Below are 10,729 nucleotides of genomic sequence, written 5' to 3' on the forward strand. Positions count from 1 at the left end.
CTGCGTAAGCGGTCTCGCCAACCTTCAGGCCCAGTTCCTTAATGGACTCATTGGTGATGGACGCAGAGATAACAACCTCGGGAGCGATCTCAATCTTAACGATGCCGTTAGTCGCACCCTCAGTAATCTCAACAACCTTGCCTGCGAACTGGTTACGTGCGGAAAGCTTCATGAAGCCGTGCCTTTCACTCAGAAACGTACAAATACTCTAAGCACTCTACACGCCGCAGCCACCCAGAATCACCTTCCAACCAAAATATTACGCACAAACCATGCAAATTTTATTTTCGGCTTCACCCACGCCCCGAACCCACCCCAAAAGGCCGGTAAAAACCATCCCCACACATGCGGTTCGCACCCGCCAAATGGTATAGTCAGCACGAACGCGAGAATCCTCGCACCCTCCACCGTCGCACCCCGCCCTCGCTGACGCGCGCCCACACGCCGCAGCGCCACCGCCCAAAGCCGCGGTAATCGGGTGCAGGGAGCGGCGCATCCGCACAGATCGAAGAAGGAACCATGAGCGAAAACCTCAACGAAATCGAAGCACCCGCCTGCCCCGAATGCAACGAAAACTACACCTACGAAATGGGTGAACTCTGGGCATGCCCCATGTGCGGCCACGAATGGGAACGCACCGCAGCAGGTGAAACCGAAGAAGAAGCAGGCGCCAAGGTTCTCGACTCCGTCGGTAACGAGCTCGTCGACGGCGACTCCGTCACCATCGTCAAGGGCTTGAAGGTCAAGGGCGGCGCAGATATCAAGGCTGGCACCAAGGTGCGCGGCATCCGCCTGCTCGAATCCCCCGTGAACGGCCACGACATTGAGGCGAAGGTCCCCGGCGCAGGCCAGATGTACCTGAAGTCCTCCGTCGTGAAGAAGGCATAAGCCAAGAAGGCATAGCCCAAGGCGATATAAGCCAAGAAGACATAAAACGCCTCCTGTGAGGCGCAGAAAAGGCGGCACCTCCCACGCTAGCTCACGTTAGGGGAGGTGCCGCCTTTATATATGAGGGACTCAGCGAGCCCTCAATAGCTCGGATTGTTACTTCCTGCCGGTCATGCCCAGGTACAGGGAGATGGTCAGCATCGCCGCGAAGATCGAAAGGATCCAACGCATCCAGTCGATGCCTGCGGTGGCGGCGACGCCCAGCTGAACTGCCGCCCAGTTGCCGACAGCCGCGCCGATAGCGCCGCAGACAATGGTCCAAAGAATCGAAATGTTCTGGCGGCCTCGCATGAAGAAGCGCGCAATCACACCGATAATTGCACCGGTAATAACCATAGTGATAAGAGCATCCATCGTTGTCTCCAAGGGTCGTGCACCTGCCGCTGTGACAGGTGGGCTTTACCTCAAGTGTAGGCAATGCCGGTTACGGGAGGCTTAACAACGAGTATGTTAAGGTGAACGGCACCTCGGTGTTTTACGTGTAAAACACCGAGGTGCCGTTGTTCTACGGCGAAGGTGCTACTTCGACTTACGCCAAATCTTCAGAGCGCTACAAATCAGCGGCAACTGCAGGGGCAGGCGCGTATACGCGATAGCCTTACGCTGAGCGGACTGCTTGCGCGCATCCAGAGCCATCTGAATATTCGCGGGGAACACCGCAATGAACAGCAGCGCGGCCAGCAGACCACCGGCACGGCGGGTCTTATCGCTCGACAACAGGGCGGCGGTACCCAGCTCAGCCACACCGGAACCGTGCGTGTACGCATGCGGAGGGCCCGGCAGGTACTTCGGAATAATCGAATCGAAGGGCTTGGGGATAATGAAGTGCAGCGCGCCCATCACGGCAAGACCGCGCGCCATACGAGTCGCCGAACGCTCGGCGCTGTACTCTTTCTTCTTAAAAATGCTCATGCCCCCAGTATCCTCTCCAACGAAGAGGAAACCGCTGACCTTCACGGCGAGTCCCGAAAATATCTACCCTCGGAAGGGGAAGCCCAGAAGCCACCGCAACCGGGCGAGGTCCAAATCCAACCCCTCAAGAGGAAAAGACCCGTCAAACAGGGTATGATGTGAAGCATGGCACCGCGTGCGGTACCGACCGACGAGCGGCTCCCCACGAGCCGACGCCGATCAGGACGGACCGGGTGCACCATACCAAAAATCAAAGGAGTAACCCCATGAAGAAGATTCTGTTCATCGCAGCACTCGCAGGCGCCGCATTCTTCATCTACAAGAAGAAGGCAGCCTAAGGTATCTCGCCCCGCAGGGCGTAATAATCCTAAGCATAAGAAGCCCGCCCCTCGAAACATTCGAGGGGCGGGCTTCGTCGTATCCGCAGAATTTACGAACGGAGCGGTGAACCTACTCGCCGCTGGGCGGAACCTCTCCGCTCATCACGACCTTATTCTGCGAAGAGCTCCACGTGAACGTAGCCGTCGTGCGGCCGCTCGCGTTGGCGGGGCTCTCATCGTCCTTCATATAGCGGTAGGTCACGCTAATCGAATTATCGGAGGTACGGGTAATAGAGGGCGAGAACGAGTACGGCTCGTAGGTTGCCGTACCAATAAACTTGCCGTAGTGGAAGAGCAGGATGTGGTGGGCCATCGAGGAAATGCAGCACTCGTCCGGGGAGGAGCCCGGAATCGCGTCAATCCAGGACAGCTCGGCGCAGGGATCAAAACCCTCGTACGTGCGGGAAACGTTCGTCCACTGGTTCCACTTGCTCTTGTTCTTCATATCGCTCAGAGCCTTCGAGACCGTGGACGAAGCCGACACGTTGGAGCAGCTGGAGCTCTTCTTATCACCCGAGGAGTCAGACTTCGCGGGAACGGTCGTAACGCTCGGCTCGGGGTTCACCGTAATCGTCACCACCGACGGAGCCGGGGCGGGCGAAGACGCAGAGGCGGAGGCAGAAGCGGAAGGGCTCGCCGAAGCCGTGGGGAAGATAGCCGAGGCGGCGCTCGAGGAGGAGCTCGGCGAAGCCGAAGCGGATGCGCTCGCCGAGGCGGACGAAGACACAACGGTACCGGAAAGCGCCGAATCGGTGCTTGCCGAGCAGGACGAGACGGCCAGGGCCACGGCCGCGCCCAGGGCGGGCAGGGATAGAGCGGAGCGGGTCAAACGCATGGGGACTCCTCGCGCGATGCGGCGGCGCATCGCAAGCTGATGTATGTGAACAGTGAACTCGTCCAGTATAGAGAAAAAGACGCATTGACGTGGTGCGGGGCGTCAGCGCCGTTCATTACCGTAGCCTTTTTCCATTGCCGGTAGGCGGCAGAAAACCGGTTAGCAGACCTTATCGTCGGTCAGGTAGTGCACCAGCCAGGCGCGCCTCGCCGTCGCAATACGTGCCGTAACCCGCGGAAAAACCCACAGGCTGATAGCGCCCTGAGCCCCCAAGATCAGCGAAAACAGTAGCGGCCTGAACGCAATATCGCGCGGATCCACGCCGGGGTTGAGAAGGCGCGCGAGCGCATCCGACAGGAAAATCGACGGGAACATCAGCGACATCAGCACCGTACCCAGCACCCAGCCCGGCCCGAAACAGAGCAGAACCCAGCGGGCACTCATCCGCAGGTTCTTGCGATGGGCCCAACGGAACTTCCAACCCCGCAGGCGATACGGGTAAATCACTCCCAGAATCGACCCCAGGGACACCACGATAGCCGGCACCACAAAGAACGATAGGGACATCATGAGCGTGGGGGTCAGATGCTTATCTTGGCTGTGCAGAATCAGCGACACCGCCGTGCCAGAAACACCAGTAATCAGACCGATTGCAATAGCCTTCGTGCGCACGAACAGGTGCAGGGCGTGTGGGTCGCTACTGCGCAAAGCACGCAGCGCATGCTCCTCGTCGTGACCCATCAGGTTTGTGGAGGTTACGTCCGCGACCATCCAGCCGACCATCACCAGCGCAAAACCAGCCGGGCCCCTAAACTCGCTAAACAGCCATGAACGCCAGGCTTTGGGGAGCAGATACCAGCAGATTGCCGCCAGCAGGGCATTGCATACAATGGTCTGCGTCTCCACCGGGAATGGGCGAGTAAACATGCGGCGTAACTCAGCGCGCACACTCGGGCGGTACGTATTCTTCGGCTCGATGAGGGCGCGACCTTCCACCCGCTGACGGCGCAGGTCTTGGCGGAGTGCCCTGAAATTCGTTACGGGATACGCCAACGGCGCAAGGCGGGAAGAAACATACCTCATGATGCTCACCAGCCCATTGTAAAGGTGGCGGGGCACGGCTCAGGCACAGCCGATATGACCGCCTGCGGAAATACTGCAGCGCAGAAAGTTAGCCAATAGGTAAACTCCGCCTGCCGCGCCCGCATCTCCTTGCACACCCGCCGCATCCGGGGGACAATGAAGGCATGGCTGAAGTAACTCTACAGAATGAACTCGTAATCCACACCAACGGCGACCTGCCCGCAGTCGGCGCAAAGCTGCCCGAATTCTCGGTTCTCGCGGCTGATCTCTCTGAGATTTCCTCCGCAGATTTCGCAGGTAAGAACCTGGTGCTGAACATCTTCCCCTCCATCGACACCGGTGTTTGCGCAAACAGCGTCCGCACCTTCAACAAGCAGGCTGCAGGCCTGGAGAACACCGTCGTGCTGTGCGTCTCCAACGACCTGCCCTTCGCAATCGGCCGCTTCTGCGCAGCCGAGGGCATTGAGAACGTTGTGACCTCCTCCGCTTTCCGCTCCTCCTTCGGTGAGGACTTCGGCGTAAAGCTCGTGGACGGCCCCCTGGCTGGTCTGCTGGCACGCTCCGTGGTCGTCGTGAACCCCGAGGGCGAGGTCGTCTACACCGAGCTGGTTCCCGAAACCACCAACGAGCCCAACTACGAGGCAGCACTCGCCGCCATCAAGTAGTTTCCGTTTCGTTCGCCTCGCGAATGAGCAATTGATTCTCAACGCCCCGGCGCGCATACCCCTGGTTTGCGCCCGGGGTGCTTTAAAATAGTGATAACCGCCGCGCGATTATTTCTCTCGCGCGGTGCACGACACAACAGATACGAACGCTACACCGCACGAGTACGGTCTCACCCCACACATGCGGCTGGCGACAGCATTACGCTCCGCCCACCCGATATCACGGGTGGGCGGAGCGTTTTAACGATGCATTAGGCAGAGTGCGAAGGGCCGGTATGCCCCCCCCCGGTACCTAGCGCGTCTGCTCGGAGCCGCCGTCGTGGTCGGCCACAAGCATGTGCTCGGGCAGGGTACCGCGACGCTTTTGCACCGCGTAGCGAGCCACCAGCAGGCTTAGGTAGACGACCATGGACACCACAAGCATGGACTGCGGGGCGATCAGCAGGCCCGCGGCCGCGGCCACCAGCGCGATGACGGCGGTCAGACGGTCCTTCGATTCGCGGTACGCATCCACGGTCAGGATCGCGAAGAGCGCAGTCATCACAAAACCCAGACCCTTCAGCTCGCTCAGGAAGCTGACGCCCAGCACGTAGCCCAGCAGGGTACCGCAGATGACGGACACCTGCATGCCCGCGTGAATCCACAGGATGCGGGAGCCGCGCAGCGTGTGGCGGTCGGGGCCGCTATTGAGGACGTACGCCTCGTCGGTGAGCGTGTACACGCTGTAGAACTTCGCGAGAGGATGGCGCACACGCTCAATCGGGTAGGAAAGGCCGTACATGAGGTGACGCGAATTCACGAGCAGAGTCATGAGCGCAATCGACACCAGCGAAGCGTGCAGAGACATCATGTCCAGCAGCACGAACTCCACGGAACCGGCGAAGACAATGCCCGGCAGGACGACCGCCAGCCACATCGGGAAGCCGTAGCTGTGAATCACCACGCCCAGGCCGATACCCACGAAGAACAGGCCCGCCATGACCACGCCGGCGGTGCGCATCGCCTCGGCAAAACCGCTCACGCGTGGCTGCTGGGAGTCCGAAGAGTCCTTGGGTGCCTCGACCACGGGAATAACGCCGGTCAGCGGAAGGGCGGAGGCGATCACCTGATCCACCTGCTCCGGGCTTGCCTGGCTGGGTTCCGCCCGTTGGTGGGGTGCCTGCTGCTGCGCGCTACGGTCGGGCGCGGTGCGGTGGACCGACTCGACGATGGGGGCGGAGGCATCCGCCGGGTGACGCTGAGAATCCTGAGATGAAGTCATGACGCCCCCTAGAAAACCCAGTTAGCCAGCACAACACAGGTGACGGTACCCGCCACCATGCTCAGCACCATATTCTTACGCCACAGGTGCACACCCACGGTCACCACCAGGCCCGCCAGGTACGGTGCCGCCGTTTCAACGGAAGAATAATCAATCTTCGCCACCGCATAGATAGCAAGTAGCGCGACTGCGCCGAGCGGAATCCAATGGCTGAGTGCATCGAGCAGCTCGGAGCCGGCGAGCGCCTTCTTCAAACCGAAAGGTAGAAGACGCAGCATAAAAGTAATACCTGCAGCAACGAACACCGCAGTCAAAATATATCCGGCAGTAACTTCGCCGTTCATGATGATTGTCTCTTTCTGCACCACTCAGAAAACCCCGGAGGCGAAAGACACACGGTCGAACGGATAAAGTCTTCAAAGCAACCGCTGAGAGCCGGGTCTGCCCGAGGAAACGGGGGAGTAGTGTGATAGGTACGTGAATAGATGAAAGCCGCGAACAACGAGGCGGAGGGACGTTCCTCCCGCATGAGACTCATCTCTGCGTGACCTCGGGTGATGCCGCTCCCGGTGCGGTGTTACTCCGGGGCGGCACAGCGTTCTGCGTCGCTGGTTTCCTTAGCGGTATCTTTCATCTGCATGTGGTACCTCAAATCTGTGGGCGGCGGCTCACGAGATGGCGCCTGGAAAGGCGAATCGCGGCCGGTTCCGCGTGAAACAGGAAAGAGAAGGGCGGGCCGAATAGGCGGCTCGCACTTTTTATATTAACGGTTTTCCGAGCCGCCGCGTAACACCCCGGCGGAACCCCCATTATCCTCGGAAGCGGACCCCGTTACTTCGCTTGTCTTCTGCTCCGAGTGGGCAGGCAGGGTGCCGCGGCGCTTCGCCACCGGGAAGCGCGCCAACAGCAACACCACGTACGAACCCAACGCCACCACCAGGAACGAGGAAGGCGCAAAAATCAGCGCAATCGCGGCCGAAACCGCAACGAAGAGCGCCGTCACGCAATCCGGGCTGGCGCGGTAGCCGTCCATGGCGAGAACCGTGAAGATAGCCACCATCACGAAGTCCACGCCCTTCAGGTCGTTTAGGAAGCTCGCGCCGAGTACGTATCCGAGGACCACGCTCAGAATCCACGACACGTAAATCAGCGTGTTAACCCACAGGATGCGGGCGCCGGAACGCTCATTGCGATCAGGACCGGAGTTGAGAGCAAACGCCTCATCGCAGAGAGTGTGGATGGCAAGGGCCTTGGCCCAGAGACCCTTCACGCTGTGTAACGGGTAGGAAAGACCGTACACCAGGTGGCGAGCATTCACGAGGAACACGGTCAAAGCAAGCGAGGCAACCGACGCGCCACCGCTGATCATGCCCACCATGAGGAACTCCACCGAACCGGCAAAAACTAGGGCAGATAGCAGCGGTGCCGTCCAGATCGGCAGACCGTGCGCGTTGAGGATAATGCCCAGGCCCAGGCCCAGCACAGCGATACCGAGCATCACCACGGAAGAATCCGCAACAGCCAAGCGGAAATCATGCTGCGAGCCTGCGCCCTTAAATCGAGTGCCCGGATGCTGAGCGCCCTGAAGCTTGGGAGTCTGTGCCATAAGTGGGTTCCTCGTATGCGTTACGTTCTACGAAATGCCTCGTCTGCCTGCAGGCGGGCAAAGATAACGCCCGCCGCGGCTTTCCAGTGTATAGGAGCCAGCGGTTGACCGACGAGAAAAAGAGTCCGGGAATAAAATAATGAGAAACACGCTTATAGTGAATGACGCTAAACAACGCGGTACTGAATAACCTAGCGACCGTGCAGACAACCCGAAAGGAACCTCAATGACCGAGCAGAACAACGCTGAGCAGAGCAACGCCGTGCAGACTGCAGAAGAGCAGAAGAAGGTGTACTCGCGCCAGCAGGAACGCCGCGAACTCGACAACTACCGCCAGACCAAGATTGAGCGCATCGACCGCTTGCGCTACCGTGCCCACGGTGCCAACGGCGCAACCCTCGACTTCGGTGTGGGCGAGGGCCTGCTGACCCCCGTCGAGCTGCTGCTCGCCGCGATTGCCGGCTGCTCCTCCGTGGATGTGGACGCCAGCACCTCCCGCCGCTCCACCCCCGAGGTGTTCGAGGTGCTCGCCTCGGCACTGAAGCAGACCGAGGACGGTGCGGTTCGCCTCGACGACGTTGAGGTGGACTTTGACGTGCGCTTCCCCGAGGACGAGCAGGGCGCCAAGGCCCAGAAGATGGTGGACCGCCTGATTCAGCTCAGCGAGCAGAAGGACTGCACCGTCTCCCGCACCGTGGAGCACCCCACGAAGGTTTCGTTCCACAACCTGGCGAACTAGAAAGGCTAGACGGACTAAACGCCCGGAGAGATAGCCTGACTTGAGGCCCTCCCGTGCCGCTCGTGATGGAGCGGCTCGGGAGGGTTTTTCTGTGTTTTTGTGGGTTTGGGGTGGAAAAGAGCCCGGAAAGCGGGTAGGATTGACCCTCAGATTAGGAAAACTTACGGTACGTAAGAAATCCTTAAGATTGAAGAATTTCTTGACCTAGGCACAAACCTTCGGCAGCCGCATCGACGGCAGGGCTAGACTGGACAGCACACAATCCCCCTAGCAAACGCACGAAGCAATAGCCTCAGAAAGAAGACCTGACATGGCACAGCCTACAGAGACTTCCGGCACTGCATCGGAAGCCACCCCCGCAGAGGGTGAACTGAAGCGAGGCCTCTCCGCCCGACACATGCAGATGATCGCAATCGGCGGCGCAATCGGCACCGGCCTCTTCGTTGCCTCCGGTAAGACCATCTCCACCGCGGGCCCCGGTGGCGCAATCCTCGCCTACGCCCTCATCGGCGTCATGGTGCTCTTCCTTATGCAGTCCCTCGGCGAGATGGCCGCGCACCTGCCCGTGCCCGGCGCCTTCCAGACCTACGCCGCGCGCTACGTGTCCCCGTCCTTCGGCTTCGCCATGGGCTGGAACTACTGGTTCAACTGGGCGATTACCGTGGCCGCCGAGCTCGTCGCGGTCGGTGAGGTGATGAGGTACTGGTTGCCGGACGTGCCCTCCTGGGTGTGGGCGGCGGGATTCCTCGTGCTACTGACCGGCATCAACGCCCTCTCGGCACGCTCCTACGGTGAGAGCGAGTTCTGGCTGGCCACCGTCAAGGTCGTCACCGTGGTCGTCTTCCTCATCGCCGGTATCGCCATGATCTTCGGCATCCTGGGCGGTAGCTCCCCGGGCGTTTCCAACTGGACCGTGGGCGAGGCACCCTTCGTGGGCGGTGCCCCCGCCGTGCTCGCCATCTTCATGGTCGCAGGCTTCTCCTTCCAGGGCACCGAGATGATCGGTGTGGCAGCAGGTGAGTCCAAGAACCCCCGCCGCGACGTGCCCCGCGCGCTCACCAGCGTGTTCTGGCGCATCATGCTCTTCTACATCGGCGCGATGGTCGTCATCGGCTTCCTGATTCCCTACACCGACCCGAACCTGCTGACCGCAGCGGATGGCAACGTGAACATCTCCCCGTTCACCCTCATCTTTGAGCGTGCAGGCATCGCCTTCGCGGCGGCCGTCATGAACGCCGTGATTCTCTCCGCCGTGCTTTCGGCGGGTAACTCTGGCCTGTACGTCTCGGCTCGTATGCTCTTTTCCCTGGCGCAGGAGGGCAAAGCACCGAAGATGTTCACCCGCATCAACTCCGGCGGCGTGCCCATGAACGCGCTGCTGGCTACCGCAGCTATCGGCGCGGTCGGCTTCATCGCCGCGCTGCTCTCGCCGGATGGTGCGTACCTGTGGCTCGTGAACGTGTCGGGTCTGGCGGGCTTCATCACCTGGGTGGGCATCGCCGTGGCGCACTACCGCTTCCGCCGCGCCTACCTGAAGCAGGGGCACAGCCTCAAGGAGCTGCCGTACGTGGCGCCGTTCTTCCCCGTGGGCCCGATCATTGCGTTCCTCATGTGCCTGGTCGTGATTGGCGGCCAGAACTACGAGGCCATCATCAGCGGCGACTGGTTTGGCGTTCTGAGCTCCTACATCGGCCTGCCCGTCGTGGTGGCCGTGTGGCTGGGCCACCGCATCGTGACCCGTGACCGCCTGATTCCGCTGGAAGAAATGGACGTGAGCGGCCTCGAGGTTAAGGCTTCGAAGTAACGCGAACGATTGCGTCAGCTGATTGAATGAGCTGATACGTGAAGAGCCGCCGGTTCCCCCTGACCGAGGGGAGCCGGCGGCTCTTTGCTATCCGCAGTTTATTCCGCACGGGAGAGCTAGGCTGTATGCTCTGCAGCTCTTAGGAGTGGCGGCGCGAGCGCAGAACGCTCAAACCCAGACCCGCACAAATCGCGACAACGCCAATGCCAACAATCACACCAACGCTGGATGCACCGGTGTTCGCCAGGGTAGCCTTCTTGGGGCTGCTCTCCTGAGCCAGATGATCCTTAGCGGGGCTGTCCTTTGCCGGGCCGTCCTTAGCCGAGCGGGCGGCGGTCACCGGAGCCTCCTGAGCTGGCTTACTCTTGGGATGCGCCACGGTTGCGTCCTCCAGCTTGTCAGCGTTGGGGGTCTTATCGGCAACCGGTGCTTCCGGCAGTGCAGGAACCGTCGGTGCGTCAGTGGGGTTTACACCCACGGTTGCTTCCGGCAGGGG

Annotated in this window: 13 protein-coding genes; 4 read left to right on the forward strand and 9 right to left on the reverse strand. The window is 60.6% G+C overall.

All coding sequences use genetic code 11. The annotated features are described in order from the left end of the window. Window positions 1-172: TOBE domain-containing protein (locus HMPREF2944_RS03150; protein ID WP_070680336.1), on the reverse strand; the 172-nt coding region annotated here is incomplete at its 3' end. 347 nt (window positions 173-519) lie between these two features. On the opposite strand from HMPREF2944_RS03150, the gene HMPREF2944_RS03155 reads away from it, so the two are divergent. Further along, window positions 520-888 carry a zinc ribbon domain-containing protein YjdM gene (locus HMPREF2944_RS03155; RefSeq protein ID WP_070680342.1) on the forward strand — a complete coding sequence of 123 codons (369 nt, stop codon included), beginning with the start codon at window positions 520-522 and terminating at the stop codon, window positions 886-888. 156 nt (window positions 889-1,044) lie between these two features. Here HMPREF2944_RS03155 and HMPREF2944_RS03160 read toward each other — a convergent pair whose 3' ends face one another. From HMPREF2944_RS03160 to HMPREF2944_RS03180, 4 genes are all read right to left on the reverse strand, one after another. Continuing rightward, the gene (locus HMPREF2944_RS03160; RefSeq protein WP_070680346.1) at window positions 1,045-1,302 is read right to left on the reverse strand and encodes a GlsB/YeaQ/YmgE family stress response membrane protein; all 258 of its coding nucleotides are present in this window, start codon (window positions 1,300-1,302) and stop codon (window positions 1,045-1,047) included. A 165-nt stretch (window positions 1,303-1,467) separates the two neighbouring features. Continuing rightward, window positions 1,468-1,860, reverse strand: a complete 393-nt coding sequence (locus HMPREF2944_RS03165; protein WP_070680349.1) for a DoxX family protein — start codon at window positions 1,858-1,860, stop codon at window positions 1,468-1,470. Window positions 1,861-2,310: 450 nt separating this feature from the next. After that, on the reverse strand, window positions 2,311-3,075 hold the full coding sequence (locus HMPREF2944_RS03175; protein WP_080978753.1) for an LppP/LprE family lipoprotein: 765 nt from the start codon (window positions 3,073-3,075) through the stop codon (window positions 2,311-2,313). 159 nt (window positions 3,076-3,234) lie between these two features. Further along, a complete protein-coding gene (locus HMPREF2944_RS03180; protein ID WP_141755721.1) occupies window positions 3,235-4,002 on the reverse strand; it encodes a hypothetical protein in 768 nt (255 codons plus the stop codon). A 320-nt stretch (window positions 4,003-4,322) separates the two neighbouring features. On the opposite strand from HMPREF2944_RS03180, the gene tpx reads away from it, so the two are divergent. Continuing rightward, window positions 4,323-4,823, forward strand: coding sequence for a thiol peroxidase (tpx, locus tag HMPREF2944_RS03185; RefSeq protein ID WP_070680354.1), 501 nt, complete (start codon window positions 4,323-4,325; stop codon window positions 4,821-4,823). A 292-nt stretch (window positions 4,824-5,115) separates the two neighbouring features. On the opposite strand, the gene HMPREF2944_RS03190 is transcribed toward tpx, so the two are convergent. The 3 genes from HMPREF2944_RS03190 to HMPREF2944_RS03200 all read right to left on the reverse strand — a co-directional run bounded on the left by HMPREF2944_RS03190 (window position 5,116) and on the right by HMPREF2944_RS03200 (window position 7,690). Further along, window positions 5,116-6,084 (reverse strand): AzlC family ABC transporter permease, encoded by a 969-nt coding sequence (locus HMPREF2944_RS03190; RefSeq protein ID WP_070680357.1) that lies wholly within the window; start codon window positions 6,082-6,084, stop codon window positions 5,116-5,118. 8 nt (window positions 6,085-6,092) lie between these two features. Beyond that, window positions 6,093-6,428: a branched-chain amino acid transporter permease gene (locus HMPREF2944_RS03195; protein ID WP_049332056.1), complete on the reverse strand. Its 336-nt coding sequence runs from the start codon at window positions 6,426-6,428 to the stop codon at window positions 6,093-6,095. Window positions 6,429-6,847: 419 nt separating this feature from the next. Beyond that, window positions 6,848-7,690 (reverse strand): AzlC family ABC transporter permease, encoded by an 843-nt coding sequence (locus HMPREF2944_RS03200; protein WP_070680361.1) that lies wholly within the window; start codon window positions 7,688-7,690, stop codon window positions 6,848-6,850. A 226-nt stretch (window positions 7,691-7,916) separates the two neighbouring features. On the opposite strand from HMPREF2944_RS03200, the gene HMPREF2944_RS03205 reads away from it, so the two are divergent. Both HMPREF2944_RS03205 and HMPREF2944_RS03210 read left to right on the forward strand, forming a co-directional pair. Next, window positions 7,917-8,429 (forward strand): OsmC family protein, encoded by a 513-nt coding sequence (locus HMPREF2944_RS03205; RefSeq protein ID WP_210398446.1) that lies wholly within the window; start codon window positions 7,917-7,919, stop codon window positions 8,427-8,429. A gap of 310 nt (window positions 8,430-8,739) precedes the next feature. Further along, on the forward strand, window positions 8,740-10,233 hold the full coding sequence (locus HMPREF2944_RS03210) for an amino acid permease (protein WP_070680365.1): 1,494 nt from the start codon (window positions 8,740-8,742) through the stop codon (window positions 10,231-10,233). Between the two features lie 139 nt (window positions 10,234-10,372). Here the strand turns inward: HMPREF2944_RS03210 and HMPREF2944_RS03215 are convergent. Then, on the reverse strand, window positions 10,373-10,729 hold a 357-nt coding region (locus HMPREF2944_RS03215), incomplete at its 5' end, for an LPXTG cell wall anchor domain-containing protein (protein WP_141755727.1).

Origin of the sequence: Rothia sp. HMSC072E10, from assembly GCF_001813965.1 — a bacterium.
GTDB classification, from domain to species: Bacteria; Actinomycetota; Actinomycetes; order Actinomycetales; family Micrococcaceae; genus Rothia; species Rothia mucilaginosa_A.

Bases quoted from the DNA above. Each gene is read 5' to 3' on its own strand.
- HMPREF2944_RS03155 (WP_070680342.1), top strand. From the start codon at position 520: ATGAGCGAAAACCTCAACGAAATCGAAGCACCCGCCTGCCCCGAATGC.
- HMPREF2944_RS03160 (WP_070680346.1), bottom strand. From the start codon at position 1,302: ATGGATGCTCTTATCACTATGGTTATTACCGGTGCAATTATCGGTGTG.
- HMPREF2944_RS03165 (WP_070680349.1), bottom strand. From the start codon at position 1,860: ATGAGCATTTTTAAGAAGAAAGAGTACAGCGCCGAGCGTTCGGCGACT.
- HMPREF2944_RS03175 (WP_080978753.1), bottom strand. From the start codon at position 3,075: ATGCGTTTGACCCGCTCCGCTCTATCCCTGCCCGCCCTGGGCGCGGCC.
- HMPREF2944_RS03180 (WP_141755721.1), bottom strand. From the start codon at position 4,002: ATGTTTACTCGCCCATTCCCGGTGGAGACGCAGACCATTGTATGCAAT.
- tpx (WP_070680354.1), top strand. From the start codon at position 4,323: ATGGCTGAAGTAACTCTACAGAATGAACTCGTAATCCACACCAACGGC.
- HMPREF2944_RS03190 (WP_070680357.1), bottom strand. From the start codon at position 6,084: ATGACTTCATCTCAGGATTCTCAGCGTCACCCGGCGGATGCCTCCGCC.
- HMPREF2944_RS03195 (WP_049332056.1), bottom strand. From the start codon at position 6,428: ATGAACGGCGAAGTTACTGCCGGATATATTTTGACTGCGGTGTTCGTT.
- HMPREF2944_RS03200 (WP_070680361.1), bottom strand. From the start codon at position 7,690: ATGGCACAGACTCCCAAGCTTCAGGGCGCTCAGCATCCGGGCACTCGA.
- HMPREF2944_RS03205 (WP_210398446.1), top strand. From the start codon at position 7,917: ATGACCGAGCAGAACAACGCTGAGCAGAGCAACGCCGTGCAGACTGCA.
- HMPREF2944_RS03210 (WP_070680365.1), top strand. From the start codon at position 8,740: ATGGCACAGCCTACAGAGACTTCCGGCACTGCATCGGAAGCCACCCCC.